We start from the raw sequence: 26,171 nt of genomic DNA, 5'->3' as shown, positions 1-26,171 counted from the left end.
TGTGCAAAGTTGACCGAAGCCTCAGAATCGTCCCTCGCTCACAGAGTCGGAAGGACCGCCCCCATGCACGTTGCGCCCACCACAGAACTCAAGGCTTTGCTGCGCTTGGCCGGGCCGCTGGTTGCCTCGCAGTTGGCGCACATGCTGATGGTGCTGACCGACACCCTGATGATGGCCCGCATCAGCCCCCAGGCGCTGGCCGGCGGCGGGCTGGGGGCGGCGAGCTATTCGTTCGTGTCGATCTTCTGCCTGGGGGTAATCGCCGCGGTCGGTACCTTGGTGGCGATCCGCAAGGGTGCCAATGACATCGAGGGCGCCACCCGGCTGGCGCAAAACGGTTTGTGGCTGGCCTGGGGGCTGGCGCTGGTGGCCGCACTGGCGCTGTGGAACCTGAAACCGGTGTTACTGCTGTTCGGCCAACAGCCTGAAAACGTTGCTGCGGCCACCGAGTTCCTTACCCTGTTGCCACTGGCGTTACCGGGCTACCTGACTTTCATGGCCCTGCGCGGCTTCACCAGCGCCTTGGGCCGCTCGACCCCGGTGATGGTCATCAGCCTGGTCGGCACGGTGCTCAACTACCTGTTCAACGTCGCGCTGATCGAAGGCATGTTCGGCCTGCCCAAGCTTGGCCTGATGGGCATCGGCCTGGTCACCGCCGTGGTGTCGATGGGCATGGCCATCGCGCTGGCCTTGTACATCCGCTGGCACCCGGCTTACGCGGCCTACCCACTGCGCAAGGGCCTGTCGCGCCCTTCGCTGCCGGCCTTGCGCGAGCTGTGGCGCCTGGGCTTGCCGATTGGGGGCACCTACATGGTGGAGGTTGGCCTGTTCGCCTTTGCCGCCCTGTGCATGGGTGTGCTTGGCAGCACCGAGCTTGCGGCCCACCAGATTGCCCTGCAGATCGTTTCGACCGCGTTCATGGTGCCGACCGGGCTCTCGTATGCAGTGACCATGCGGGTAGGGCTGTATTACGGTGCCGGCAACCTGCTGGCGGCGCGCAGTGCCGGGCGGGTCGGCATCAGCTTTGGCGCGCTGATCATGTTCGCCTTCGCGGCACTGTTCTGGCTACGCCCGGAGATGCTGGTGAGCCTGTTCATCGATGGCGATGATCCGGCGTTCGCGCCGATCTACCAGTTGGCGGTGAGCTTGCTGATGGTGGCGGCCTGGTTCGAGCTGTTCGATGGCGTGCAGACCATTGCCATGGGCTCGATCCGTGGGTTGAAGGACGCCAAGACCACCTTCCTGATCGGGCTTTGCTGCTACTGGCTGGTCGGAGCGCCGAGTGCGTGGTTGCTGACCTTCAACCTGGGTGGCGGCGCGGTCGGTGTGTGGTGGGGCCTGGCGTTGGGGCTGGCGTGTGCTTCGGTGGCGCTGACCCTGGCCTTTGAATGGCGGATGAAGCGGATGCTGGGGAAGGCGGGGGTGACTGGAAAAGCGGTGATACCTGCATGATTGCCGGTGCTGTCTTGCACTGCTTGTAATCGATGGACTCGCCCCCGCCGAGGCATCACAGTGCCACGGTGGCGTTCTAAGAAGCCAACGGCAGCGAGGGCGAGTCCATGAAAAAGCATAGTTCGAGCACGATTCCCTGTCTTCCACTGATGTGGAGCTTTGCACAACCATCTGCGTAGGAGCGGCCTTGCGTCGCGAAAGGAGGGCAAAGCCCTCCCCTACAGCTTCAAAGACTCACCACCTGAGCCGGGGTGCTTCTCGACAGATATTCCACCAGCTCATCCACCGGCAGTGGCTTGCTGACCAGAAACCCCTGCACCTGGTCACAGCCAAACTCACGTAGCAAAGCCATCTGCTCAGGGCTTTCAACGCCCTCGGCCACCACCTCGAGGTTGAGGTTGTGCGCCAGGTTGATCATCGCGTGCACCAGCTTGCGGTTTTCCTCGCGCATCTCCATTTCGGCGACAAAGCTGCGATCGACCTTCAGCAAGGTGATCGGCAGGCTGTTCAGGTGCACGAAGGATGAGAAGCCGGTCCCGAAGTCGTCGAGCGAGAAGCGTACGCCCAGGCGCCCGAGGGCATCCATGGTCTGGCGGACCAGCTCATTGCGGCGCATCACCGCCGTCTCGGTCAGCTCGAACTCCAGCCAGCGGGCATCGACGCCATGCTCGATGATCAGCCGGCTCAGGGTGGCCAGCAGCTGGCTGTCCTGGAACTGGCGAAAGCTCAGGTTGACCGCCATGTGCAGGGGCGCCAGGCCGCTCTCGCGCAAGGCCTGCATGTCACGCAGGGCACGGGATATAACCCAGTAGCCCAACGGTACGATCAGCCCGCTCTGCTCGGCCAGCGGCACGAACTCGCTCGGCGGCAACAGGCCGCGCTCGGTATGACGCCAGCGCACCAGCGCCTCCAGGCCGACGATGCTGCCATCGGCCAGGTTCAGTCGCGGCTGGTAGTGCAGCTCCAGTTCATCACGGCGCAGGGCCCTGCGCAGTTCGCCTTCCAGGTCGGCAAGGCTGCGGGCGTTGCGGTTGATCCGCTCATTGAACACATGAAAGGTACAGCCCTGGCTGCTCTTGGCCTGGCGCATGGCGATGTGCGCATGCCACATCAACGGGTCGGCGCCACTTTGCGCGCGGGCGTGGGCCAGGCCCAGGCTGCAGCCAAGCAACAGGCTTTCGCCGTCGATCCAGTAAGGCTCGGCCAGGGCTTCGACGATGCGTTCAGCGATGCGCTCGGCCCGGCCGGTGTCGCGACGGGTGTCGATCAGCAGGGCAAATTCATCACTGCCCAGGCGCGCCAGCTGGTCGCCGGCCTCCAGTTGCTGCTTCAGGCGTGACACCACCTGCAGGATCAGCCGGTCGCCACCCTGGTGGCCGAGGGCATCGTTGACATGACGAAAGTTGTCCAGGTCCAGGTGCCCGAGGGCTACCCCGCGCCCGTCATTCTCAGCCAGCCGTGCCGTCAAGAGGGCCTGAAAACCCTGGCGGTTGGCGATACCGGTCAGCGGGTCCTGCTCGGCCAGGCGCTGCAAGGTGGCCACCAGCACGCCACGTTCGCGCACGTGGCGCAGCGAACGGCGCAGCGCATCGGCATTGAGCTGGCTGCGCACCAGCCAGTCGCTGACGCCCGTGGGTGGGGCCACCGGCTCATCGTCGAGCAACAGGATGGTTGGCAGCTCGCAGCGCCCCGGCGCGGGTTGCAGGGCCTGGGTGGCCAGGATCACGGCCTGGCGGTCTTGGCTGAACAGGCTGTCGACTGCTGCCCAGTTGGGCGCAGTCAGCAGTACCGCCGCACCGTTCAGCGGCAGCAGGCATTCGCGCAACACGGCGGCCCATTCCGGCTCATCAGCCAACAACAGCAAACGCAAAGGTTCGACAGGCGTGGACAAGCGGGCTCCTTAAAGCGGGGACGGGGGCACGAGGGAGGCCGGGTATGCTACTGCAGAAATGAAAATGATTTTCACTTTTAGACATATCCTTGCCCACAGCGCGTCCCGACACATTTTGACGTGCATCCTGCTGGAAAGTGGTTAAACCAGCAAATACGATTTTTTCCATGAATAGCATGAGCCTGACTAATGCTATGCGCGATACAAAGTCTGACTCAGACGTCAGACGGTCGCGCCACAATGGCCCCATGCCTGTTAGAATGCGCGGCTATTTTCTGGCGACCCCCGGTTTCTAGCATGTCCCGACTCAATCCCAGGCAACAGGAAGCCCGTGACTACGTCGGCGGCCCTCTTTTGGTGCTCGCCGGTGCAGGCTCCGGCAAGACCAGCGTGATCACGCGCAAGATTGCCCACCTGATCCAGAACTGCGGCATCCGTGCTCAGTACATCGTCGCGATGACCTTCACCAACAAGGCTGCGCGCGAGATGAAGGAGCGGGTCGCCACCCTGCTGCGCCCGGGGGAAGGCCGGGGCCTGACGGTATGTACCTTCCACAACCTGGGCCTGAACATCATCCGCAAGGAGCACGACAAGCTGGGCTACAAGCCGGGCTTTTCGATCTTCGACGAATCCGACATCAAGGCGCTGCTGTCGGACATCATGCAGAAAGAATATTCCGGCGACGACGGCATCGACGAGATCAAGAACATGATCGGTGCCTGGAAGAACGACCTGATTCTGCCCGCCGAAGCCCTGGAAAAAGCGCGCAACCCGCGCGAGCAGACCGCCGCCATCGTCTATACCCACTACCAGCGCACGCTCAAGGCGTTCAACGCGGTGGACTTCGACGACCTGATCCTGCAGCCGGTCAAGCTGTTCCAGGAGCACCCAGAAGTGCTGGAGCGCTGGCAGAACCGCGTGCGCTACCTGCTGGTGGACGAATACCAGGACACCAACGCCAGCCAGTACCTGCTGGTGAAAATGCTGATCGGCATGCGCAACCAGTTCACCGTGGTAGGTGACGATGACCAGTCGATCTACGCCTGGCGTGGTGCGCGCCCCGAGAACCTGATGCTGCTCAAGGAGGATTACCCTTCCCTGAAAATCGTCATGCTCGAACAGAACTACCGCTCCACCAGCCGTATCCTGCGCTGCGCCAACGTGCTGATCGCCAACAACCCGCATGCGTTCGAGAAGCAGTTGTGGAGCGAGATGGGCGTGGGCGACGAGATCCGTGTGATCCGCTGCAAGAACGAGGAAGCCGAGGCCGAGCGTGTGGCCATGGAAATCCTCACCCTGCACCTGCGCACCAACCGCCCTTACAGCGACTTCGCCATCCTCTATCGCGGCAACTACCAGGCCAAGCTGATCGAGCTGAAACTGCAGCATCACCAGGTGCCGTATCGCCTGTCGGGCGGCAACAGCTTCTTCGGCCGTCAGGAGGTCAAGGACCTGATGGCCTACCTGCGCTTGCTGGTCAACCCGGATGACGACAACGCCTACCTGCGGGTGATCAACGTACCGCGCCGCGAGATCGGCTCGACCACCCTGGAAAAGCTCGGCAACTACGCCACCGAACGGGGCGTTTCGATGTATGCCGCCAGCGAGGAACTGGGCCTGGGCGAGCACCTGGACGCGCGTTATACCGAGCGTCTGCAGCGTTTCAAGCATTGGCTCGACGGCGTGCGCCACAAGGTCGCCCTGGAAGACCCGATTGCCGCGCTGCACGAGATGATCCGCGACATCGACTACGAAAACTGGATCCGCCAGCAGACGGCCAGCGATAAGGCTGCTGAGTTCCGCATCAGCAACGTCTGGTTCCTGGTCGAAGCGCTGAAGAACACCCTCGAGAAGGACGAAGAGGGTGACATGACCATCGAGGACGCCATCGGCAAGCTGGTGCTGCGCGACATGCTCGAGCGCCAGCAGGAAGAGGAAGAAAACGCCGAGGGCGTGCAGATGATGACCCTGCATGCGTCCAAAGGCCTGGAATTCCCTTACGTGTTCATCATGGGCATGGAGGAGGAAATCCTCCCCCACCGCTCGAGCATCGAAGCCGACACCATCGAAGAGGAACGCCGCCTGGCCTACGTGGGCATTACCCGCGCCCGTCAGACCCTGGCCTTCACCTTCGCTGCCAAACGCAAGCAGTACGGCGAAATCATCGACTGCACGCCCAGCCGGTTCCTCGACGAACTGCCCCCGGACGACCTGGCCTGGGAAGGCCTGGACGATGCGCCAGTGGAAGTCAAAGCCGCGCGTGGCAACAACGCACTGGCCGATATCCGGGCAATGCTCAAACGCTGATCAACCATTACTCTTTAACTCTGCCGCTCTTTGCGGCCACCTTTGCTACATCGGAGATACACAGTGGAAGCACTGCAGCAGAAGATTCGCGACGAAGGCATCGTGCTTTCCGATCAGGTTCTCAAAGTCGATGCGTTTCTCAACCACCAGATCGACCCTGCGCTGATGCAGCTGATCGGTGACGAGTTCGCCCGCCTTTACGCCGATGCCGGTGTGACCAAGATCGTCACCATCGAAGCCTCGGGTATTGCGCCGGCGGTGATGACTGGCCTGAAGCTGGGCGTTCCGGTGATCTTCGCGCGCAAGCATCAGTCCCTGACCCTGACCGAAAACCTGCTGACTGCCTCGGTGTATTCCTTCACCAAGCAGACCGAGAACACCGTGGCGATCTCGCCGCGCCATCTCAACAGCAGCGATCGCGTGCTGGTGATCGATGACTTCCTGGCCAACGGCAAAGCCTCGCAGGCGCTGATCTCGATCATCAAGCAGGCCGGTGCCACCGTGGCCGGCCTGGGTATCGTCATCGAGAAGTCGTTCCAGGGCGGCCGTGCCGAGCTGGATGGCCAGGGTTATCGCGTAGAATCGCTGGCCCGGGTGAAGTCGCTGGAAGGTGGTGTGGTCAGCTTCATCGAGTGACAGCCATTGGCGCCGCTATGCGGCCCATCGCGACGCAAGGCCGCTCCTACAGGACCACCGAGCTTCTGTAGGAACGGCCTTGTGTCGCGATGGGCTGCAAAGCAGCCCCGGCAATCACCGCGTCGCCGCCAATCCTGCCAATATCAACCGCTGATACAGCTCGTCTTTCAGCCCTCGTGGTTCATCCAGTTGCATGCGCGCCAACTGCGCCGCATACCCCTCCGGCCCCGGTGCATCCAGCGCTGCCTTGCCCAGCTCCAGCACCTCGCTCAACCTGAACTTGCTTTTGAGCCAGCTCAAAGCCCGCAACAAGTCCCGCTCCTCGGCCGTGAAATCAGTTCCCAACGGATACTCCGGGAACAGCCGCGCATGCCGCGCCCTGATTTGCTCAAGTCGCTCTGGCGTGTTGTCGGTAAACCGCGCATCCAGCTGAAAGTCTTTTGCGAGCTTGCCGGCTTTCTTGGCCTGCTCGAGCAGCTCGCCCTGGAATCTCGAATCACTGATCGCCAGCAGCCGTGCGATCACTTCGCTGTCGGTCTGCCCACGCAAGTCGGCGATGCCGTACTCGGTCACGACGATGTCGCGCAAGTGCCGGGGGATGGTGCAATGGCCGTAGGCCCAGAGCAGGTTTGAGCTGACCTCGCCTCCCGCCTCGCGCCAACTGCGCAGCAAGAGGATGGATCGCCCGCCCTCCAGCGCGTGCCCCTGTGCAACGAAGTTGTATTGCCCGCCCACGCCGCTGAGCACGCGGCCATCCTCCAGCTGGTCGGCTACCCCCGCGCCGAGCAGGGTCATGGTGAACACTGTGTTTATGAAGCGGGCATCACGCCGCTGCCGGCGCTTCGTTTCTTCCTGGCCATACAGCTCGTTGATGAAGCTGATGCGCGTCATGGCAAACTGAGCGCGCTGCTCCAACGGCATCTCCCGCAAGCGTTGATAGAACGCCTGCGGGCCGAGGAAGAAGCCGCCGTGTACCAGCACGCCTTGCTCGTCAGCAGGGCGCCGCACCACCCCGGCTTCGGCGAGAGCCAGCAGGCCGTTGACGAACATCTCACTGCAACCGTAGAGGCCTTGGCCGAAAGCATCGAGCCCACCTTCCCGCTCGATCAGGGTTTGCCATGGCCCTACATCCAGCTCACCCATCAGTGCCCGGTAACCAGAATTGTCGCCTTGGCGCGCCAGCAACGCAGCGGCCACGGCATCACCCATGGCGCCGATGCCGATCTGCAGGGTGCCGCCATCGCGCACCAGGGTACTGGCGTGCAGGCCGATGCAATGGTCCTGGGTGGTAACCGGCATGTTCGGTGTGGAGAACAGCCGACGTTGCTCCACCTGATCGATCAGCAGGTCGAACGCTTCCATGCCCAACTCCGAATCACCAGGCATGTAGGGCAGTTCGGCATGCACCTGCCCGAGCATGAGGATGGTTTCACCGGCCTCGCGCCGCTTGGCGATCATCGGCAGCAGGTCGAGGGTGATGTCGGGGTTGCAGGCCAGGCTCAAGTGCACCGGCTTTTCCGGCGTGGCGGCTACCAGTTGCGCAATCAGGTTGAGGCCCTTGGCGTTGATATCGCGGGCTGCGTGGCTGTAGTTGCTACTGACGTAGTCTTGCTGCGCGCAATCACTGTGCAGCAGGCCGCCGGGCTGCATGAAGAACTGCTCGACGCGGATGTTCGGCGGCAGCTGGTCGTTGCGCAGGTCGGCGAGATAGGTGAGCTCCTGGTAATCGGCGAACACACGTTCGATGAAGGGCTCGAGCAAGCGCCGTTGCAAGCCGTCGCCCAAAGGTGGGCGGCCAAGCGACAAGGCCGTGTAGATCGTCAGCCGGCGCTCTGGCAGGTCACGCACCCGGGCGTACAACGCATTGACGAAGGCATTGGGTTTGCCAAGACCCAGCGGCAGGCCCATGTGGATATGCGCGGGCAAGCGCGACAAGACCTGCTCGACTGCCTGGTCGATGGAGCATAGGTGCATCGTGGCCTCCTGAATCTTCCGTGGGTTCAGAGGTTGGACATGAACCGGCGCGGGTTCGTTGCCTGCGCAAAGACAAAGCCCGCCATGCAAGGCGGGCTATTGGCAACTCAACCCCAGGCTCAAAGCCCGGACATCTTCTGGATGGCCGCTTTGAGGTCTTCATCCGAACAATCGGCGCAGGTGCCCTTGGGGGGCATGGCGTTGATCCCGGTGATGGCCTTGGCCAGGATGCCGTCAAGGCCGCCCTGGTGATCGGCGCGCTCTTTCCAGGCGGCGGTGTCGCCAATTTTCGGCGCGCCGAGCAGGCCGCTGCCATGGCAGGCGTTGCAATGCTTGGCGATGATTTCATCCGGTGTCTTGGCACCGCCACCGCCAGCCGAAGCGGCCACCTCCATGCCCTTGCATTCCTGGCCCTGGACGCACACTTGGCCAACCGGCTCAAGGCGTTTGGCAATGTCATCATTGGTCGCAGCGGTTGCGCTCATTGCCCAAAGGGCGAATACGGCTGCTGGTACGGCCAGCATCTTCTTGATTTGGTTCACGCGAACACCCTCATGGTGGCTAATCACGCCCGCGGCCACGGTAATGCGAGCGTTGAAAAGTATAGCGGGAACCCGGAAGCCGTGAAACGACCCTACTCAGGAAAGGGGTATTGCCGAATCAATGCACTGCGCTGGATCAAAAGTTCGAGGGCGTTGCAGCACTGATCAGCCGCGCCGGCTCATCGAAAGGGTTGCGAAAACGGTGCGGGCGGGTGCTCTCGAAGTAGTAGCTGTCACCTTCTTCGAGGATGAAGGTCTCGGTGCCCACCACCAGTTCCAGCCGGCCTTCAAGGAGGATGCCGGTTTCTTCGCCATCGTGGGTGAGCATCTCGGCTCCGGTGTCGGCACCCGGCGGGTAGACCTCGGTCAGGAAGGCAATGGCACGGTTGGGATGCGACTTGCCTACCAGCTTCATGGTCACCGCACCGTCGGAAATGTCGATCAGTTCGTGGGCCTTGTAGACAATCTGGGCGTGGCTTTCAGCTTCCAGTTCCACGGAGAAAAACTCGACCATGGACATGGGAATACCGCTTAGCACCTTGCGCAGCGAGCTGATCGAGGGGCTCACACTGTTCTTCTCGATCATCGAGATGGTGCTGTTGGTCACGCCCGCACGCTTGGCGAGTTCACGCTGGGACAGGCCCTTGAGCTTGCGGATGGCTTGCAGTCGTTCGCCGACGTCCAAAGCTGGAGCCTCCTGAAACGGTGAGATGGCGGGGTGAATGTGAACGATATCATGGCAATGCCGTTCAGTATTTACAACACACCGCCCCTCAGGCTGTCCGCTTCAGCGTGTCATTCGCCGAAGTAGTCCAGCGGCACGCGTTTGAGGTTGCAGAAGATCTGGTAGGGGATGGTCCCTGCGTGCATGGCGACTTCACTGGCCAACACGTGCTTGCCCCACAGCTCGACCGGGCTGCCGATGTTCGCTTCGGGCACGTCGGTCAGATCGATGCACAGCATGTCCATGGAAACGCGGCCAATCAGCTGGCAACGCTTGCCGGCGACCATCACCGGCGTACCGGTCGGGGCCTGGCGGGGGTAGCCATCGGCGTAGCCCATGGCAACCACGCCCACCCGGGTGGGGCGTTGGCTGATGAACTTGGCGCCATAGCCCACCGGCTCGCCAGCAGGCAACTCTCGCACGCTGATCACCCGCGATTGCAGGGTCATTACCGGCTGCAGGCGCTCGGCCTGGGCTTGCGCCACCTCGAACGGTGTTGCGCCATACAGCATGATGCCAGGGCGCACCCAGTCGCTGGGGGCATGCGGCCAGGCCAGCACGCCGGGCGAGTTGCGCAGGCTGCATTCGGCAGCCAAACCCTGCCTGGCGGCCTCGAACACGGCAATCTGTTGCGCAGTGGCGTCGGCATCCAGTTCGTCGGCACGGGCGAAATGGCTCATCAGCACGATGCGCGCAACCTTGCCGCTGGCCAGCAGGCGCTGGTAAGCCTCGTGATAGTCCTTGGGGTGCAGGCCGACACGGTGCATGCCGCTGTCGAGCTTGAGCCAGAGGGTCAATGGCTTGTGCACGGGCGTCTTTTCGATGGCCTCCAGCTGCCACAGCGAATGCACCACGCACCACAGGTCATGCTCGGCGATCAGCGAAAGCTCGCTGGCTTCGAAGAAACCTTCAAGCAGCAGCATCGGAGCCTTGATACCCGCCGCACGCAACTCCAGCGCCTCTTCGATACACGCAACGGCAAAGCCATCGGCTTCGGCTTCCAGCGCGAGGGCGCAACGCACGGCGCCGTGGCCGTAGGCGTCGGCCTTGATCACGGCGAGGGCCTTGGCGCCGGTCAGTTCACGGGCAAGGCGGTAGTTGTGGCGCAGGGCTTGGAGGTCGATCAGGGCACGGGCGGGACGCATGGCGGCAGCCTTATGGTGGTTCAGGTTGAAAACAGTGTTGGATTCATCGCCGGCAAGCCGGTTCCCACAGGGTCAGTGTAGGAGCCGCCGTACCAGCGATGAGGCCGGTATCGCAGGCCGATTACTGATGCACTGGCGCCGTATGGCCTTGCTTGGCGACTTCCCGGGTTTTGCCATACCGTGAAATATCCAGCCCTTCAGCGCTGATTTGCGGCTTTTTGCGTGCAATCAGGTCAGCCAGCAGGCGCCCGGAACCACAGGCCATGGTCCAACCCAGGGTGCCGTGGCCGGTGTTGAGGAACAGGTTACGGAATGCGGTGCCCCCCACAATCGGGGTTCCATCCGGGGTCGCCGGGCGCAGACCGGTCCAGAAACTGGCCTGGCTCAGGTCACCGCCGCGAGGATAAAGGTCGTTGACGATCATCTCCAGTGTTTCGCGCCGGCGCGGGTTAAGCGACAGGTCAAAACCGGCGATCTCAGCCATGCCACCGACACGGATACGGTTGTCGAAACGGGTGATGGCAACCTTGTAGGTCTCATCGAGAATGGTCGAGGTCGGCGCCATGTCGGCGTTGGTGATCGGCACGGTCAGCGAATAACCCTTGAGCGGGTACACCGGCGCCTTGATGCCCAGCGGTTTGAGCATCTGCGGCGAGTAGCTGCCCAGCGCCAGCACGTAGCGATCGGCGGTTTCCAGCTTGCCGTCGACCCATACGCCATTGATTCGGTCACCGGCGAAGTCCAGGCGCTGGATGTCCTGGCCAAAGCGGAATTCGACACCCAGCTTGAGGGCCATTTCTGCAAGCTTGGTGGTGAACAGCTGGCAGTCGCCGGTCTGGTCGTTGGGCAGGCGCAGGGCGCCGGCAAGAATGTCCTTGACCCCAGCCAGGGCCGGTTCGACGCGGGCAATGCCATCACGGTCCAGCAGCTCGTAGGGCACGCCCGACTGCTCGAGCACAGCGATATCCTTGGCAGCAGCATCAACCTGAGCCTGGGTGCGGAACAGCTGGGTAGTGCCCAAAGTGCGGCTTTCGTAAGCGATACCGGTTTCGGCGCGCAGTTCGTCGAGGCAATCGCGGCTGTACTCGGACAGGCGCACCATGCGCTCCTTGTTCACTGCATAGCGGCTGGCGGTGCAGTTGCGCAGCATCTGTGCCATCCACAGGTACTGGTCAACGTCGCCGGTCAGCTTGATGGCCAATGGCGCGTGGCGCTCCAGCAGCCACTTGATGGCTTTGAGCGGCACGCCTGGAGCAGCCCAGGGCGAGGCGTAGCCGGGCGAGATCTGACCTGCGTTGGCGAAGCTGGTTTCCATCGCCACCGCTGGCTGGCGATCGACCACAGTTACTTCAAAACCTTGCCGGGCCAGGTAATAGGCACTGGCGGTTCCGATTACACCGCTACCAAGTACCAGAACTCGCATCGTTGATCCCTCGCACGCGGCGCACCGCATTTTTGTTGATATGGCATGGATGCGCGCAGTATAAAAATTACAGCCCAGTGCAATTCACTATATAAAAGCCTATATTTGGCGAGAATTCTCGGCAAAATCGCCTTTCACGGAGGGGCATCCCCTATGAGAACCCAGCACCAGAGCAAGCGTGAACTGGACAAGATCGACCGCAACATCCTGCGGATCCTGCAGAATGACGGGCGCATTTCCTTCACCGAACTGGGCGAGAAAGTTGGGCTTTCCACCACCCCTTGCACCGAGCGCGTGCGCCGCCTGGAGCGTGAGGGCATCATCATGGGCTACAACGCCCGGCTCAACCCTCAGCACCTGAAGGGCAGCCTGCTGGTGTTCGTGGAAATCAGCCTGGACTACAAGTCGGGCGACACGTTCGAGGAGTTCCGCCGCGCGGTACTCAAGCTGCCACACGTGCTGGAATGCCACTTGGTGTCGGGCGATTTCGATTACCTGGTGAAGGCACGCATTTCGGAGATGGCCTCGTACCGCAAGCTGCTGGGCGACATCCTGCTCAAGCTGCCGCACGTGCGCGAGTCCAAGAGCTACATCGTGATGGAGGAGGTGAAGGAAAGCCTCTGCCTGCCGATCCCGGACTGACGCTAAACCAGCACCTGCCGGGTGGTGGCGATGAACCGGTGGACGAGCTGCTCGGCTTGCGGCTCGACCATCTGTTGCGGGCCACGGCCGCGTGGGCAGGCCATGCGCGGGGTGGTGCCGAACAGGCGGCAGATCATCGGCCTTTCTTCATACACGGTGCAGCCATTGGGCCCCAGGTGCACACAGTCCAGGCGCTGCAGCGCCGCATCCTGCTCAGCCTGCGACTTGCGCGGCAGGCGGGCCATCTCTTCGGCTGACGTGGTAACCGGGCCACAACAGTCGTGGCAACCGGGCTCGCATTCGAAGGAAGGGATGAGTTCACGCAGGAACTGGATCTTGTGGCGGTTGCAGGACATGGCGAGGAACACATTGAAGATTGAGACTGAATTATAGGCCTCATCGCCGGCTTGCCGCGAATGAGGCCGGTTGCCCGACCCCGAAAGCCCGGCTTATCCTCCCACTTCTGTCTCGATACCCAGGACCCGCCAATGATCCACAGCGCGCAGCACGCCGCCTCCTACTACGCCGCCAGCAGCGCGCCACACCCCGATCACCCGTTCCTGCAAGGCGAGCACAGCGCCGACGTGTGCATCGTTGGCGGCGGCTATTCGGGCCTGAACACCGCCATCGAGCTGGCCGAACGCGGCCTGTCGGTGATCCTGCTGGAAGCGCGCAAGCTCGGCTGGGGGGCCAGCGGGCGCAATGGCGGCCAGCTTATCCGGGGCGTCGGTCACGGCCTGGAGCAGTTCCTTGCGGTGATCGGTGAAGAAGGCGTACGCAGCATGAAGCTGATGGGCCTGGAAGCCGTGGACATCGTCCGTGAGCGGGTCGAGCGCCACGCCATCGCCTGCGACCTGACCTGGGGTTACTGCGACCTGGCCAACAAGCCCGGCGAGCTGCAAGGCTTCGCCGAAGACGCCGAGGAACTGCGCAGCCTTGGCTACCGTCACGAACTGCGCCTGGTGCACAAAGACGATATCCACAGCGTGGTCGGCTCCGACCGTTATGTCGGCGGCCTGATCGATATGGGCTCAGGGCACCTGCACCCACTCAACCTGGCGCTCGGCGAAGCGGCCGTGGCCAGCCGTCTCGGTGTGCAGCTATACGAGCAATCGGAAGTCAGCCGCATCGAGTACGGCCCCGAAGTGAAGGTGCACACCGGCCAAGGCCGGGTGCGCGCCAAAACCCTGGTGCTGTGCTGCAACGCCTATCACAACGGCCTCAACCGCGAATTGGGCGGCAAAGTGCTGCCAGCCGGCAGCTACATCATCGCCACCGAACCGCTGGGTGAGGAACGCGCGCGCCAATTGCTGCCGCAGAACATGGCGGTGTGCGACCAGCGCGTGGCGCTGGACTACTATCGCCTGTCCGCCGACCACCGCCTGCTGTTCGGCGGTGCCTGCCATTACTCCGGGCGCGACCCACAGGACATTGCCGCCTACATGCGGCCGAAGATGCTCAAGGTGTTCCCGCAACTGGCCGATGTGCGCATCGATTACCAGTGGGGTGGGATGATCGGCATCGGCGCCAACCGCCTGCCACAGGTCGGCCGCCTGGCCAGCCAGCCGAATGTTTATTACGCCCAGGCCTACTCTGGCCATGGGCTCAACGCCACTCACCTGGCAGCGCGCCTGCTGGGTGAAGCCATCAGCGGCCAGCAAAGCGGGCGCTTCGACCTGTTCGCCAAGGTGCCACACATCACCTTCCCTGGCGGCAAACACCTGCGCTCGCCGCTGCTGGCGTTGGGGATGTTGTGGCACAGGCTCAAAGAGCTGACTTGAGACCTGAACGGTCCTGCATGGACCGCGCAGTGTCATGTTGATCAGTCTTTCCAAAAGGGTTTACGCCCCTCGGTCAAGGCATGCTCCCAGCTCAGCCCAACATCGCGCAACTGCTCATCGGTCAACTGCAGCAACGCCCTGCGGGTGTGCCAGCGATGCAGCATCAGGCCCCAACGCCCCATCCCTTGCGGGGCGTTGAACACCTTGGCCTGCTGCCCGGCTTCCAGTTCCCTGGCCAACAGTTGCAAGCGCACATCGCTCATGCCACCCATCGCTGCGTTCTCCCATTCAGTGGTTACTGTGGAGAAAGCATGCGCGCTGCCAGCACCGGCAATACAGATTCAATACAGGCTTATTATTCCCATACAGAATTGGCGGATCTGCGGCTGAATGCTGTATTTTCTACGCAACTGTACTGGTCGTGCTTGCAATCGAGCACAGGAGTATGCCGTGACGCTCTACCTGAACCTCGCCGAGCTGCTCGGCACCCGTATCGAGCAAGGCCTGTACCGCCCCGGCCAGCGCCTGCCATCGGTGCGCGCCCTGAGCGTGGAACATGGGGTCAGCCTGAGTACGGTGCAGCAGGCCTACCGCCTGCTGGAAGACAACGGCATGGTGTCGCCACGCCCCAAGTCCGGCTACTTCGTCAACGACCATCGCCACCTCGCCGCACTGCCCGCCGTCAGCCGCCCTGCCCAGCGACCCGTGGACATTTCGCAGTGGGAACAGGTATTGGAGCTGGTGCGCAGCACACCTCGTCAAGACGTCATACAGCTCGGCCGCGGCATGCCCGACATCGACAGCCCGAGCCTCAAGCCCTTGTTGCGCAGCCTCGCCCAGCTCAGCCGGCGCCAGGACATGCCGGGGCTGTATTACGACAACATCCATGGCAACCTCGCTCTGCGTGAGCAGGTTGCCCGCCTGGTGCTGGACTCTGGCTGCCGCCTGGGCCCGGCGGACCTGGTGGTGACGACCGGCTGCCACGAAGCGTTGTCATGCAGCATCCGCGCGGTGTGCGAGCCGGGCGACATTGTCGCGGTCGATTCGCCGAGCTTTCACGGCGCCATGCAAACACTCAAAGGCCTGGGCATGAAGGCGTTGGAGATCCCCACCGACCCGATCACCGGCATCAGCCTGGAAGCCCTGGAACTGGCGCTTGAGCAGTGGCCGATCAAGCTCATCCAGATCACGCCAAGCTGTAATAACCCGCTTGGCTACATCATGCCCGAGGCACGCAAGAAGGCCCTGCTGAACCTGGCCCAGCGCTATGACGTCGCCATCCTCGAAGACGATGTGTATGGCGACCTGGCCTACACCTACCCCCGCCCGCGCACTCTCAAGTCGTTCGACGACGACGGTCGCGTGCTGCTGTGCAGTTCGTTTTCCAAGACGCTAGCCCCGGGCCTGCGCATTGGCTGGGTGGCGCCAGGGCGCTATCTGGAGCGGGTGCTGCACATGAAGTACATCAGCACCGGCAGCACGGCCACCCAGCCGCAGCTGGCGATTGCCGATTTCATCGCCAGCGGCCACTACCACCCCCATGTGCGGCGCATGCGCAGCCAGTACCAGCGCGGCCGCGACCTGATGAGCGACTGGGTAAACCGTTACTTCCCGCCTGGCACGCGCGTCAGCCGGCCTCAGGGTGGCTTCATGCTGTGGGTGGAGCTGCCAGAGCATTTCGACACGTTGCGGCTGAACCGCGCTTTACTGGAACAGGGCGTGCAGGTTGCCGTGGGCAGCATCTTTTCGGCCTCAGGCAAGTTCCGCCACTGCCTGCGGATGAATTTCGCCGCGCGGCCAACACCGCAGATCGAGGACGCGGTGCGCAAAGTGGGAGAAACCGCCCTTCGTCTACTGGATCAAAGTAACACCGACGGGTAACTTTGCGCCGCCCTATACGGTCCAACCTCTCAAGCCTTTGCCGCACAGGACGATCCACACTTGAGACTCCAGCGAGCTCTGCCCCTGCTGCTGGTGCTGCTCGGCCTTGCAGGCTGCGCCAGCGTCGGTACACCCCGCGAGACCAGCCAGGCACTGCCGGCCAAAGATTCAGCCTTCGGCCGCTCGGTGCTGCGCCAGGCCGCACCCTATGAAGGACGGTCCGGTTTCCGTCTGCTGCCCAACAGCAACGAGGCCTTCCGTGCCCGCGCTGAGCTGATCCGCAACGCGCAGGCCAGCATCGACTTGCAGTACTACATCGTCCACGACGGCCTGAGCACCCGGGCCCTGGTCCATGAACTGCTGCGCGCCGCCGACCGAGGCGTACGCGTGCGCATCCTGCTGGACGACACCACCAGCGACGGCCTGGACACCATCATGGGCACCCTCGACGCCCATCCGAACATCCAGATCCGCGTATTCAACCCACTGCATCTGGGCCGCAGCACGGGGGTGACGCGCGCGGTGGGCCGCCTGTTCAACCTGTCCCGCCAGCACCGGCGCATGCACAACAAGCTGTTCCTGGTGGACAACAGCATGGCCATCGTCGGCGGGCGCAACCTGGGCGATGAGTATTTCGATGCTGAGCCCAACCTGAATTTCACTGACATCGACATGCTCGGCTTGGGCCCGGTGGCCGAACAGCTCGGGCACAGCTTCGACCAGTACTGGAACAGTGCCCTGAGCCGGCCCGTGACTGACTTCCTCTGGCAACTGCCGGATGCCGCCGACCTGCGCGCCAGCCGCCACCGCCTGGAAGTGTCGCTGGCCGAGGCGCGGGTGCAGCGCAAGGCGCTGTATGACCGCCTGATGGCCTATCAGTCGGCGCCTCGGCTGGATGTTTGGCGCAATGAGCTGATCTGGGCCCACAGCCAGGCCTTGTGGGATGCACCGAGCAAGGTGCTGGCAGACGATGAGCCAGACCCGCACCTGCTGATGAGCCAGCAGTTGGCCCCTGACCTGGCAAACGTGCACCACGAGTTGATCCTGGTTTCGGCCTATTTCGTCCCTGGCGAGCCGGGGCTGCTGTACCTGACCGGCCGTGCCGACGCCGGAACGTCGGTCAAGCTGTTGACCAACTCGCTGGAGGCCACCGATGTACCGGCCGTGCATGGCGGGTATGCGCCCTACCGCCGGGCGCTGCTCGAACACGGCGTGCAGCTGTTCGAGTTGCGCCGCCAGCCGGGTGACCCCAGTGCCGGGCGCCTGAATTTCCACGGCGGTTCGGATTCCAGCCTGCACAGCAAGGCGATCGTGTTCGACCGACGCAAGACTTTCATCGGCTCGTTCAATTTCGACCCGCGTTCGGTGTTGTGGAATACCGAGGTCGGGGTGCTGGTGGACAGCCCGGAGCTGGCCGAATACACCCGCGAGCTGGCCGTTCAGGGCATGGCGCCTGCGCTGAGTTATCAGGTCAGGCTTGAGAATGACAAGCTGGCCTGGGTGACCGAGGACAACGGCCAACTGCACACCCTGACGGCAGAGCCCGGCGGGCTCTGGCGGCGGTTCAATGCGTGGATCAGCAAGGCCGTCGGGCTGGAGAAAATGCTGTAGTGCAGGGCCTCAGGCGGCAGCAGGCTCGAAGGCACCGCGCCGCCGGGTCAACACCACCAACCCGGCCGCCCCAACTGCCATCAGCAGCGGCAAGGCATGGCCACTGAGCCACTGGCTACCCGCACCGGCCAGCAACGGCCCCAGCAGGCAGCCGATACCCCACAGCTGCGCCACATGAGCATTGGCCCGCACAAGTGCATCATCCCGATAACGCTCGCCGATCAGTATCAGCGACAACGTGAACAGGCCACCGGCACTGGCCCCGAACAGCACCCACAATGGCCAGATCACCGGCGTGTGCACAAGCAACGGAATCGCCAGGCTGGAACACAGCAAGGTCACGGCACAACCGGTGAACAGTGCGCGCCGCGACATGTGGTCGGCCAAGGCGCCGATCGGCAACTGCAGCACCGCGTCGCCAACCACCACAGTACTGACCATGAACAGCGCTAGCTCGGTGGTGAAGCCCTGCTGCAGGCAATACACCGGCAACAGGGTGAGGATCATCGCCTCGAAGGCAGCGAACAGCGCGATGGCCCAGGCGATCACCGGCAGCCGGCGACAGAAGGCGAACAGGTCGCTGAAGGTTACGCTGCAGGCCTCGGTACTCGGCGCGCCGCCACGACCCAACAGCAGCAAGGGCGATAGCAGCAGCAGGCCGGTCGCAGCCCAGAAGCCAAAGTCATCGTCGGAGCCGAGAAAGCCCAGCACCAGCGGCCCTGCCAGCTGGCTCAAGGCATAGCTGCTGCCATACAGCGCCACCAAGCGCCCACGCCACTGCTCGACCACCAACTGGTTGATCCAGCTCTCGCCAAGGATGAACACCACGGTCAGCGACATGCCGATCAGCAAGCGCAGCGCCAGCCACAGCGGGTAGCTGGGCAGCACCGCCAGCAGGCCAATCGACAATGCCCCGCCCCACAGGCACAGGCGCATAGCCGAAGGCACGCCGACCCAGCCGGCCAGGCGGCTGGCCAGGCTGGCACCAATCAGCACGCCCAGCGCGGGCATCGCAGCCATTACGCCGATGGCGAAGCTACCGTAGCCCCAGGCCTCCAGGCGCAGGGACACCAGCGGCATGCTCACGCCGAGCGCGAGCCCGACGCTCAGCACCGATGCCAGCACGGCAAAGTAGGTTCCCCAGCGCATAGCAGCCTCCCAGGCACAATTCTTGAATGGCAGAAACGACACAGCCGGGACGGTGTGAACCGGCCCGGCTGTCGTTGGGGCTGCAGTGCAGCCCCTCTTGATTTACAGCTTGATCCAGGTCGCTTTCAGCTCGGTGTACTTCTCCAGCGCATGCAGCGACTTGTCACGGCCGTTGCCCGACTGCTTGAAACCACCGAACGGCGCGGTCATGTCGCCGCCATCGTACTGGTTGACCCAGACGCTGCCGGCACGCACGGCACGGGCAGTCTTGTGGGCCTTGGAAATATCCGAGGTCCAGATGCCAGCGGCCAGGCCATAGGGTGTGTCGTTGGCAATGGCGATGGCTTCTTCAGCGGTATCGAAGGCGATGACCGACAGCACGGGGCCGAAGATTTCTTCCTGGGCGATCTTCATGGCGTTGGTCACGCCGTCGAAGATGGTCGGCTCGACGTAGGTGCCGCCAGTCTCTTCCAGGGTGCGCTTGCCACCGGCCAGCAACTTGGCGCCGTCCTTGTGGCCGGCGTCGATGTACGACAGCACGGTATTCATCTGCTGGGTGTCGACCAGCGCACCGACGGTGGTCTGCGGATCGAGCGGGTTACCTGGCTTCCAGCCCTTGAGCGCTTCGACCACCATGGGCAGGAACTTGTCCTTGATCGAACGCTCGACCAGCAGGCGCGAACCTGCGGTGCAAACTTCGCCCTGGTTGAAAGCGATGGCGCTGGCAGCAGCTTCGGCGGCGGCTTGCAGGTCCGGAGCGTCGGCAAAGACGATGTTCGGGCTCTTGCCACCGGCTTCCAGCCAGATCCGCTTCATGTTCGACTCGCCCGCATACACCATCAACTGCTTGGCGATCTTGGTCGAGCCGGTGAACACCAGGGTGTCTACATCCATGTGCAGGGCCAGGGCCTTGCCGACGGTGTGGCCGTAGCCTGGCAGCACGTTCAGCACACCGGCCGGGATACCGGCTTCGATGGCCAGCTGGGCAATGCGGATGGCGGTCAGCGGCGACTTCTCGGATGGCTTGAGTACCAGCGAGTTACCGGTGGCCAGGGCTGGTGCGATCTTCCAGCAGGCCATCAGCAGCGGGAAGTTCCACGGTACGATGGCACCGACCACGCCAACTGCTTCGCGGGTAACCAGACCCAGCTGATCACTAGGGGTCGGCGCGACTTCGTCGTAGACCTTGTCGATGGCTTCGGCGGTCCAGTGGATGGCATTGGCCGCGCCCGGCACGTCGATGCTGGAGGAGTCGCCGATCGGCTTGCCCATGTCCAGAGTTTCCAGCAGCGCCAGCTCTTCGACGTTCTTGCGCAGCAGGTCGGCGAAGCGGATCAGCTTGGCCTTGCGTTTGGCCGGGGCCAGCTGCGACCAGACGCCGGAATCGAACGTTGCGCGGGCGTTTTCCACAGCGCGATTGGCATCGGCCAGGTCGCAGCTGGCAACCTTGGCCAGGAAGCGTCCGTCGACCGGGCTCAGGCAGTCGAAGGTTTCACCGGATGCGGCGTCGGTGTATTCGCCGTTGATGAAGGCACGTCCTTCGATCTTCAGTTGCTGGGCACGTTGCTCCCAGTCTGCACGAGTCAGGGTGGTCATACGAAACTCCTCCTCTTGTTTAGGTGCAACGCCGCACTGAGGACTCACAGGCGTTGTCAGAATTCTGGCCGGGCGACAAGCGCACACTGGCAAGCGATACCCTAAACCAGCCAGTGCAAACTATCAATATATTTGACACATAAGGCCTAAAAGCCTACTGATGTGCATTTTATTAAACAAAAATAGGAGCTGCACCATGAACATCGCCAGCATCATCGACTTCGCCCAAGTCCTCACCGAGGCTGAACGCTACCGTCCCGCGGCAGAAAAAATCCTCAAGGGCGAGCCGGACCAGGCTGTCTACAACCATTATTCCACCCCGTGCGGACAATTCGCCGCAGGTGTCTGGGAAGGTGAGGTCGGGCAGTGGACAGTGAACTACACCGAGCATGAATACTGCGAGATCGTGCAGGGCGTTTCGGTACTGCGCGACCCGGATGGCGGCGCCAAGACCCTGCGTGCCGGTGATCGGTTTGTCATCCCGGCCGGCTTCAAGGGCACCTGGGAAGTGCTGGAGCCGTGCCGCAAGATTTATGTGATGTTCGAGCAGAAATGAGTGCGACGCCGGCGTGGTGATTAATTACCACAGCCCGGCAAGCCAAGAGCGTGATCCTTGCAGCGTCCAATCCAGGACAATCCAGGGAGAATCATCATGACTACCGACATCCTCGGCGCCGCTCGTCACGTGATTGGCTCGCAGTATGTAGAAAGCGTCAAGCCTTACATCCTCGAGCTGACCGGCCTGACGACCGCCGCCGGCCCACACGACATCACCAGCAAGGACATACGCTCCGACAGGGTGATGATCCGTGTCGACGCTGGCGGTACCATCGACGGCCTGCACATCAGCTGATACCCACTGCTGATCGCTACAAGAAAGGGGCTCCAGACGGAGCCCCTTTCTTGTTGGCATCCACGTAAAAAAAAACCCGCGTCCTTTCGGATGCGGGTTTTTTCAGGTCGCCGATCAATTACTTGATCTTGGCTTCCTTGTACACCACGTGCTTGCGAACAACGGGATCGTATTTCTTGATCTCGATTTTGTCCGGGGTGGTGCGCTTGTTCTTGTCGGTGGTGTAGAAGTGGCCAGTGCCAGCACTCGAAACCAGACGGATCAATTCACGCATGACGTTCTCCTTAGAACTTTTCGCCGCGAGCACGCAGCTCGGCCAGCACTACGTCGATACCACGCTTGTCAATGACGCGCATGCCTTTGGCAGATACGCGCAGACGCACGAAACGGTTCTCGGATTCAACCCAGAAACGGTGGTGCTGCAGGTTCGGCAGGAAACGACGACGGGTTTTGTTGTTTGCGTGGGAAATGTTGTTCCCGGTTACTGGACCCTTACCAGTAACTTGACAGACTCTCGACATGACTCAGCCCTCTAAAACCACATGCCCAACCCGGCATGGGTTGGCCGCTTAATCTCTCAGTCTTTGGCGCCAGGCGCCGTGATTCTGGAGGTCTTACCGACCGGATCCGCTGATGCGACAGGCCGAGCCCCTAGAAAAGAGCGCTGCTTTATACCAGAAAGACTGCATTGCAACAACTGCTGATGAGCATCTGTCGGAGACAAATCGTGCGCGAGCAGCATAGCGGCTAGCCCGGCGAACTGTCGACCACTCGTCGCCAGCCGGTAGAAAAAGAGGGTGGTCATTTCCTGATGCGCACACTAGGGTAGGACGTTTCCAGACTGCACTGGCAGATGGGCCACTGACAGCCAAGGAGTCACGATGCGTGCCGCCGCCCTTTCCTTAATGCTCACCTCCCTGCTTGCTGCCGGCATCGCCCAGGCCGCGCCACTGAGCGTCTGCAGCGAAGCCAGCCCCGAGGGCTTCGACGTGGTCCAGTACAACTCGCTGACCACCACCAACGCCTCGGCCGACGTACTGATGAACCGCCTGGTCGAGTTCGACGCAGGCCAAGGCAAGGTCGTCCCCAGCCTGGCGCAAAGCTGGACAGTGTCGGCTGACGGCCTGGTGTACGACTTCAAGCTGCGTGAAGGGGTCAAATTCCACTCCACGCCTTATTTCAAGCCAACCCGCGCCCTCGATGCCGACGATGTGCTATTCAGCTTCCAGCGCATGCTCTACCCCGCCCACGCCTGGCACAAGACCGCACCGGGTGGCTACCCGCACGCCCAATCACTGCAACTGGGCAGCCTGATCAAGTCGATCGAGGCGCCGGAGCCGAACAGCGTACGCTTCACCCTGACCCACCCCGATGCGACCTTCCTGGCCACCTTGAGCATGGGCTTTGCTTCGATCTACTCCGCCGAGTACGCCGACAAACTGCTCAAGGCAGGCACCCCGGAGAAGCTCAATAGCCAGCCGATCGGCACCGGCCCGTTCGTCTTCCAGCGCTACCAGAAGGACGCCGTGGTGCGCTACCGCGCCAACCCGGACTACTTTGATGGCAAGCCTGCGGTCGATCCGCTGATCTTCGCCATCACTACCGATGCCAACGTACGCCTGCAGAAGCTCAAGCGTGGTGAATGCCAGGTGGCCCTGTCACCCAAGCCCCTGGACGTTGCCGAAGCAGGCAAGGACGGTAACCTCAAGGTCGTCACGACACCGGCCTTCATGACCGCTTTCGTTGCCATCAACAGCGAGCACCCGCCGCTCGACAAACCCGAAGTGCGCCAGGCGATCAACCTGGCCTTCGACAAGCAGGCCTACCTCAAGGCCGTTTTCGAAGGCACCGCCACCGCCGCCAACGGCCCCTACCCGCCCAACACCTGGAGCTATGCCAAGGACCTGCCCGGCTACCCGCTGGATCTCAAGCGCGCCAAGGCGCTGCTGAGCAAGGCCGGTTACGCAGATGGGTTCAGCACCACGATCTGGACCCGCCCGTCGGGCAGCCTGCTCAACCCCAACCCAAGCCTGGGCGCGCAGATGCTCCAGGCAGACCTGGCCAAGATCGGCATCAAGGCCGAAATCCGCGTGATCGAATGGGGTGAGCTGATCCGTCGGGCCAAGGCTGGCGAGCATGACCTGCTGTTCATGGGCTGGGCCGGCGACAACGGCGACCCGGACAACTTCCTCAGCCCGCAGTTTTCCTGTGCGGCAGTAAAGTCGGGGACCAACTTCGCGCGGTTCTGCGACAGCCGGCTGGACCAGTTGATCAGTGCAGGGCGTACCACCAACGACCAGAGCGTACGCAGCCGGTTGTACCAGCAGGCGCAGACGCTGATCCAGCAGCAGGCGCTGTGGGTGCCGCTGGCGCACCCGACGGCGGCAGCGCTGTTGCGCGAGGGCGTCGAGGGTTATCAGGCAAGCCCGTTCGGGCGGCTGGATTTCAGCAAGGTTTCGGTGAAGCGCTGAACCCTGGCTTTGCAGGCTCGACCAAATGCCGGCTTGCCAGCGATTGGTTGAGCCTGCAAACAGGCAGCCACTAAGCGACAATCCACCCCTGCTCCACCATCGACAGCGGCTCCCCATCACCCACGATGATGTGATCGAGCACCCGCACATCGATCAGCGCCAACCCCTGCTTCAATGCAAGCGTCATGTGCACGTCGTCCTGGCTCGGCTCACTATTGCCCGAAGGATGGTTGTGGCAAAGGATCAACGCCGCAGCGTTGTGCATCAACGCACGGCGCACCACTTCCCGCGGGTAGATGCTGGCCCGGTCGATCGTCCCTCTGAACAGGATTTCGAAAGCCAACGGCCGGTGTTTGCTATCCAGAAACAGGCAGCCAAAAACTTCGCTAGGCTCATGACGCAGCATGGCTTTCAGGTATCTGCGCACCGCAAAAGGGCTCTCCAGAGCGCAGTCGCGCTCGATCGATGTGGCAAGGTTGCGCCGCCCGATCTCCAGCAGCGCCTGCAATTGGCCATACCGCACCGGCCCAAGCCCGAGCGACCCAACGAATGCGTCCCTGTCAGCTTCAAGCAACTGGCGCAAGCCGCCGAACTTGACGAGCAACCCCCGCGCCAGCTCCACGACGTTGTGGCCCCGCACGCCAGAGCCGAGAAACACGGCCAGTAATTCGGCATCCGAAAGGCTGCCCACCCCGCGCTGCATCAACTTTTCCCTGGGCCGCTCCTCGGCTGGCCACTCGCTTATCTTCATTGCATCTCCTTTGCGCCCTGCTGCGACACGTTTAGGCCCTGTGTTAATCTATTTCGCCTCGTACATGCGACGTTCTGCCGCAGGCAATCCTGTTCGTCGCTGCCCGCTCTCTCTGGAAAAAGGCAAGCCTATGCAGCGGCTGTATCGCAAGCGCATCGTTCTCGGCGTCGGGGGCGGCATTGCCGCCTACAAGAGCGCCGAGCTGATTCGCCGACTCCTGGAGCACGGCGCGCAAGTGCGCGTCGTCATGACCCGTGGTGGTGCTGAATTCATCACCCCGCTGACCCTGCAGGCGCTGTCCGGCCACCCGGTACACATGGATCTGCTCGACCCTGCCGCCGAAGCGGCCATGGGCCATATCGAACTGGCCAAATGGGCCGACCTGGTGCTGATCGCCCCCGCCACCGCCGACCTCATGGCGCGCATGGCCCAAGGCATGGCCGACGACTTGCTGACCACCCTGGTACTGGCCACCGACGCCACTGTGGCAGTGGCCCCGGCCATGAACCAGGCCATGTGGCGCGACCCGGCGACCCAGGCCAATCTCGACCTGCTCAAGACCCGTGGCATCCAGGTGTTCGGGCCGGCTTCCGGCAGCCAGGCCTGCGGCGACGTGGGCCTTGGCCGCATGCTCGAAGCCACCGACCTGGCCTGGTGCGCCGCCGAGAGCTTCAAGCGCCAGGCGCTTACCGGCAAACATGTGCTGATCACCGCCGGGCCAACCCAGGAAAACATCGACCCGGTGCGTTACATCACCAATCATAGCTCCGGGAAGATGGGCTTCGCGCTGGCCGAGGCGGCCGCAGAAGCGGGTGCCCGGGTGACCCTCGTCACCGGCCCTGTGCACCTGCAGACCCCTGACCGGGTCAACCGGATCGACGTGGTCAGCGCGCGGGACATGCTCGCAGCCTGCGAGGCGGCCATGCCGTGCGACCTGTTCATCGCCTCGGCAGCGGTCGCGGACTACCGCCCGGAGGTCGTTGCCACACAGAAGCTCAAGAAAGATCCTACGACCGGCGACGGCATGCTGCTGCAGATGGTGCGCAATCCCGATATCCTTGCCACCATCGCTGGCCGCACCGACCGCCCGTTCAGCGTCGGCTTCGCCGCCGAGACCGAACATTTGCTCGATTACGCCACGCGCAAGCTCAAGGACAAGAACCTCGACCTGATCGTCGCCAATGATGTGGCCAACCCCAGCATCGGCTTCAACAGCGAGGAAAATGCCCTGACCGTGATCGACCGCCAGCAGCATCAAACCCTCTTCGCGCAGACCAGCAAAGGCAAGATTGCCCGGCAACTGGTCGCCTTCATCGCCGAACGGCTCAACCAGGTTCAATAA

24 protein-coding genes are annotated in these 26,171 nt (G+C 62.7%); 11 read left to right on the top strand and 13 right to left on the bottom strand.

All coding sequences use genetic code 11. From position 1 onward, the window contains the following. Positions 1-63 precede the first annotated feature (63 nt). The gene (locus tag JOE27_RS17455; RefSeq protein WP_046786890.1) at positions 64-1,452 is read left to right on the top strand and encodes a NorM family multidrug efflux MATE transporter; all 1,389 of its coding nucleotides are present in this window, start codon (positions 64-66) and stop codon (positions 1,450-1,452) included. 226 nt (positions 1,453-1,678) lie between these two features. On the opposite strand, the gene JOE27_RS17450 is transcribed toward JOE27_RS17455, so the two are convergent. Further along, on the bottom strand, positions 1,679-3,343 hold the full coding sequence (locus JOE27_RS17450) for a GGDEF domain-containing phosphodiesterase (protein ID WP_115273291.1): 1,665 nt from the start codon (positions 3,341-3,343) through the stop codon (positions 1,679-1,681). Positions 3,344-3,640: 297 nt separating this feature from the next. On the opposite strand from JOE27_RS17450, the gene rep reads away from it, so the two are divergent. Both rep and JOE27_RS17440 read left to right on the top strand, forming a co-directional pair. Next, positions 3,641-5,650 carry a DNA helicase Rep gene (gene rep / locus JOE27_RS17445; protein WP_012312154.1) on the top strand — a complete coding sequence of 670 codons (2,010 nt, stop codon included), beginning with the start codon at positions 3,641-3,643 and terminating at the stop codon, positions 5,648-5,650. A 63-nt stretch (positions 5,651-5,713) separates the two neighbouring features. Then, positions 5,714-6,286: a xanthine phosphoribosyltransferase gene (locus JOE27_RS17440; protein WP_012312153.1), complete on the top strand. Its 573-nt coding sequence runs from the start codon at positions 5,714-5,716 to the stop codon at positions 6,284-6,286. Positions 6,287-6,400: 114 nt separating this feature from the next. On the opposite strand, the gene JOE27_RS17435 is transcribed toward JOE27_RS17440, so the two are convergent. From JOE27_RS17435 to dadA, 5 genes are all read right to left on the bottom strand, one after another. Further along, positions 6,401-8,260 carry an acetyl-CoA hydrolase/transferase family protein gene (locus tag JOE27_RS17435; protein ID WP_204919315.1) on the bottom strand — a complete coding sequence of 620 codons (1,860 nt, stop codon included), beginning with the start codon at positions 8,258-8,260 and terminating at the stop codon, positions 6,401-6,403. Positions 8,261-8,379: 119 nt separating this feature from the next. Further along, positions 8,380-8,784 (bottom strand): c-type cytochrome, encoded by a 405-nt coding sequence (locus JOE27_RS17430; RefSeq protein ID WP_046787067.1) that lies wholly within the window; start codon positions 8,782-8,784, stop codon positions 8,380-8,382. Between the two features lie 154 nt (positions 8,785-8,938). After that, positions 8,939-9,487 (bottom strand): cupin domain-containing protein, encoded by a 549-nt coding sequence (locus JOE27_RS17425; protein ID WP_039603621.1) that lies wholly within the window; start codon positions 9,485-9,487, stop codon positions 8,939-8,941. 110 nt (positions 9,488-9,597) lie between these two features. Then, a complete protein-coding gene (gene alr / locus JOE27_RS17420; RefSeq protein ID WP_125924394.1) occupies positions 9,598-10,671 on the bottom strand; it encodes an alanine racemase in 1,074 nt (357 codons plus the stop codon). A gap of 121 nt (positions 10,672-10,792) precedes the next feature. Continuing rightward, the gene (dadA, locus tag JOE27_RS17415) at positions 10,793-12,094 is read right to left on the bottom strand and encodes a D-amino acid dehydrogenase (protein WP_046786885.1); all 1,302 of its coding nucleotides are present in this window, start codon (positions 12,092-12,094) and stop codon (positions 10,793-10,795) included. A gap of 153 nt (positions 12,095-12,247) precedes the next feature. Here dadA and dadR point away from each other — a divergent pair, with 153 nt between their 5' ends. After that, entirely contained in the window at positions 12,248-12,736 is a 489-nt protein-coding gene (gene dadR, locus JOE27_RS17410; protein WP_003258963.1) for a transcriptional regulator DadR, read from the top strand. 2 nt (positions 12,737-12,738) lie between these two features. On the opposite strand, the gene JOE27_RS17405 is transcribed toward dadR, so the two are convergent. After that, positions 12,739-13,092 carry a YkgJ family cysteine cluster protein gene (locus tag JOE27_RS17405; RefSeq protein WP_174141071.1) on the bottom strand — a complete coding sequence of 118 codons (354 nt, stop codon included), beginning with the start codon at positions 13,090-13,092 and terminating at the stop codon, positions 12,739-12,741. 132 nt (positions 13,093-13,224) lie between these two features. Here JOE27_RS17405 and JOE27_RS17400 point away from each other — a divergent pair, with 132 nt between their 5' ends. Next, positions 13,225-14,517 carry an FAD-binding oxidoreductase gene (locus JOE27_RS17400; protein ID WP_204919313.1) on the top strand — a complete coding sequence of 431 codons (1,293 nt, stop codon included), beginning with the start codon at positions 13,225-13,227 and terminating at the stop codon, positions 14,515-14,517. A 41-nt stretch (positions 14,518-14,558) separates the two neighbouring features. Here JOE27_RS17400 and JOE27_RS17395 read toward each other — a convergent pair whose 3' ends face one another. Further along, positions 14,559-14,789 (bottom strand): DUF1127 domain-containing protein, encoded by a 231-nt coding sequence (locus JOE27_RS17395; RefSeq protein ID WP_204919311.1) that lies wholly within the window; start codon positions 14,787-14,789, stop codon positions 14,559-14,561. A 178-nt stretch (positions 14,790-14,967) separates the two neighbouring features. Here JOE27_RS17395 and JOE27_RS17390 point away from each other — a divergent pair, with 178 nt between their 5' ends. Together JOE27_RS17390 and JOE27_RS17385 are read left to right on the top strand one after the other, a co-directional pair. Beyond that, a complete protein-coding gene (locus JOE27_RS17390) occupies positions 14,968-16,398 on the top strand; it encodes a PLP-dependent aminotransferase family protein (protein WP_161872405.1) in 1,431 nt (476 codons plus the stop codon). Positions 16,399-16,458: 60 nt separating this feature from the next. Beyond that, positions 16,459-18,009 carry a phospholipase D family protein gene (locus JOE27_RS17385; protein WP_204919309.1) on the top strand — a complete coding sequence of 517 codons (1,551 nt, stop codon included), beginning with the start codon at positions 16,459-16,461 and terminating at the stop codon, positions 18,007-18,009. Between the two features lie 9 nt (positions 18,010-18,018). On the opposite strand, the gene JOE27_RS17380 is transcribed toward JOE27_RS17385, so the two are convergent. Continuing rightward, the gene (locus tag JOE27_RS17380) at positions 18,019-19,158 is read right to left on the bottom strand and encodes an MFS transporter (protein ID WP_204919307.1); all 1,140 of its coding nucleotides are present in this window, start codon (positions 19,156-19,158) and stop codon (positions 18,019-18,021) included. Between the two features lie 102 nt (positions 19,159-19,260). After that, on the bottom strand, positions 19,261-20,754 hold the full coding sequence (locus tag JOE27_RS17375; protein WP_046786878.1) for an aldehyde dehydrogenase: 1,494 nt from the start codon (positions 20,752-20,754) through the stop codon (positions 19,261-19,263). A gap of 196 nt (positions 20,755-20,950) precedes the next feature. Between JOE27_RS17375 and JOE27_RS17370 the strand changes: the two genes are divergently transcribed. Together JOE27_RS17370 and JOE27_RS17365 are read left to right on the top strand one after the other, a co-directional pair. Beyond that, positions 20,951-21,310: a cupin domain-containing protein gene (locus JOE27_RS17370; RefSeq protein WP_115273282.1), complete on the top strand. Its 360-nt coding sequence runs from the start codon at positions 20,951-20,953 to the stop codon at positions 21,308-21,310. Positions 21,311-21,406: 96 nt separating this feature from the next. Further along, the gene (locus tag JOE27_RS17365) at positions 21,407-21,607 is read left to right on the top strand and encodes a hypothetical protein (protein WP_115273281.1); all 201 of its coding nucleotides are present in this window, start codon (positions 21,407-21,409) and stop codon (positions 21,605-21,607) included. 118 nt (positions 21,608-21,725) lie between these two features. Here the strand turns inward: JOE27_RS17365 and rpmG are convergent, their stop codons facing one another. Together rpmG and rpmB are read right to left on the bottom strand one after the other, a co-directional pair. Next, entirely contained in the window at positions 21,726-21,881 is a 156-nt protein-coding gene (rpmG, locus tag JOE27_RS17360; RefSeq protein ID WP_003253507.1) for a 50S ribosomal protein L33, read from the bottom strand. 10 nt (positions 21,882-21,891) lie between these two features. Continuing rightward, entirely contained in the window at positions 21,892-22,128 is a 237-nt protein-coding gene (gene rpmB / locus JOE27_RS17355; protein ID WP_012312138.1) for a 50S ribosomal protein L28, read from the bottom strand. Positions 22,129-22,488: 360 nt separating this feature from the next. Between rpmB and JOE27_RS17350 the strand changes: the two genes are divergently transcribed. Next, the gene (locus tag JOE27_RS17350) at positions 22,489-24,078 is read left to right on the top strand and encodes an ABC transporter substrate-binding protein (RefSeq protein WP_046786875.1); all 1,590 of its coding nucleotides are present in this window, start codon (positions 22,489-22,491) and stop codon (positions 24,076-24,078) included. A 70-nt stretch (positions 24,079-24,148) separates the two neighbouring features. Here JOE27_RS17350 and radC read toward each other — a convergent pair whose 3' ends face one another. Beyond that, positions 24,149-24,829, bottom strand: coding sequence for a DNA repair protein RadC (gene radC, locus JOE27_RS17345; RefSeq protein ID WP_204919305.1), 681 nt, complete (start codon positions 24,827-24,829; stop codon positions 24,149-24,151). Between the two features lie 130 nt (positions 24,830-24,959). Here radC and coaBC point away from each other — a divergent pair, with 130 nt between their 5' ends. Next, positions 24,960-26,171, top strand: coding sequence for a bifunctional phosphopantothenoylcysteine decarboxylase/phosphopantothenate--cysteine ligase CoaBC (gene coaBC, locus JOE27_RS17340; protein ID WP_012312135.1), 1,212 nt, complete (start codon positions 24,960-24,962; stop codon positions 26,169-26,171).

The sequence above is a fragment of the Pseudomonas sp. M5 genome, from assembly GCF_016907075.1.
Taxonomy (GTDB): domain Bacteria; phylum Pseudomonadota; class Gammaproteobacteria; order Pseudomonadales; family Pseudomonadaceae; genus Aquipseudomonas; species Aquipseudomonas putida_E.
This window is presented reverse-complemented; position numbering and strand designations above follow the sequence as displayed.

Excerpts from the sequence above, each read along its gene's own strand:
- rpmB (WP_012312138.1), bottom strand. The coding sequence starts at position 22,128 with ATGTCGAGAGTCTGTCAAGTTACTGGTAAGGGTCCAGTAACCGGGAAC.
- JOE27_RS17375 (WP_046786878.1), bottom strand. The coding sequence starts at position 20,754 with ATGACCACCCTGACTCGTGCAGACTGGGAGCAACGTGCCCAGCAACTG.
- JOE27_RS17430 (WP_046787067.1), bottom strand. The coding sequence starts at position 8,784 with ATGCTGGCCGTACCAGCAGCCGTATTCGCCCTTTGGGCAATGAGCGCA.
- alr (WP_125924394.1), bottom strand. The coding sequence starts at position 10,671 with ATGCGTCCCGCCCGTGCCCTGATCGACCTCCAAGCCCTGCGCCACAAC.
- JOE27_RS17435 (WP_204919315.1), bottom strand. The coding sequence starts at position 8,260 with ATGCACCTATGCTCCATCGACCAGGCAGTCGAGCAGGTCTTGTCGCGC.
- JOE27_RS17380 (WP_204919307.1), bottom strand. The coding sequence starts at position 19,158 with ATGCGCTGGGGAACCTACTTTGCCGTGCTGGCATCGGTGCTGAGCGTC.
- dadA (WP_046786885.1), bottom strand. The coding sequence starts at position 12,094 with ATGCGAGTTCTGGTACTTGGTAGCGGTGTAATCGGAACCGCCAGTGCC.
- JOE27_RS17350 (WP_046786875.1), top strand. The coding sequence starts at position 22,489 with ATGCGTGCCGCCGCCCTTTCCTTAATGCTCACCTCCCTGCTTGCTGCC.
- JOE27_RS17365 (WP_115273281.1), top strand. The coding sequence starts at position 21,407 with ATGACTACCGACATCCTCGGCGCCGCTCGTCACGTGATTGGCTCGCAG.
- dadR (WP_003258963.1), top strand. The coding sequence starts at position 12,248 with ATGAGAACCCAGCACCAGAGCAAGCGTGAACTGGACAAGATCGACCGC.
- JOE27_RS17455 (WP_046786890.1), top strand. The coding sequence starts at position 64 with ATGCACGTTGCGCCCACCACAGAACTCAAGGCTTTGCTGCGCTTGGCC.
- JOE27_RS17395 (WP_204919311.1), bottom strand. The coding sequence starts at position 14,789 with ATGGGTGGCATGAGCGATGTGCGCTTGCAACTGTTGGCCAGGGAACTG.
- rep (WP_012312154.1), top strand. The coding sequence starts at position 3,641 with ATGTCCCGACTCAATCCCAGGCAACAGGAAGCCCGTGACTACGTCGGC.
- JOE27_RS17405 (WP_174141071.1), bottom strand. The coding sequence starts at position 13,092 with ATGTCCTGCAACCGCCACAAGATCCAGTTCCTGCGTGAACTCATCCCT.
- rpmG (WP_003253507.1), bottom strand. The coding sequence starts at position 21,881 with ATGCGTGAATTGATCCGTCTGGTTTCGAGTGCTGGCACTGGCCACTTC.
- radC (WP_204919305.1), bottom strand. The coding sequence starts at position 24,829 with ATGAAGATAAGCGAGTGGCCAGCCGAGGAGCGGCCCAGGGAAAAGTTG.
- JOE27_RS17370 (WP_115273282.1), top strand. The coding sequence starts at position 20,951 with ATGAACATCGCCAGCATCATCGACTTCGCCCAAGTCCTCACCGAGGCT.
- JOE27_RS17400 (WP_204919313.1), top strand. The coding sequence starts at position 13,225 with ATGATCCACAGCGCGCAGCACGCCGCCTCCTACTACGCCGCCAGCAGC.
- coaBC (WP_012312135.1), top strand. The coding sequence starts at position 24,960 with ATGCAGCGGCTGTATCGCAAGCGCATCGTTCTCGGCGTCGGGGGCGGC.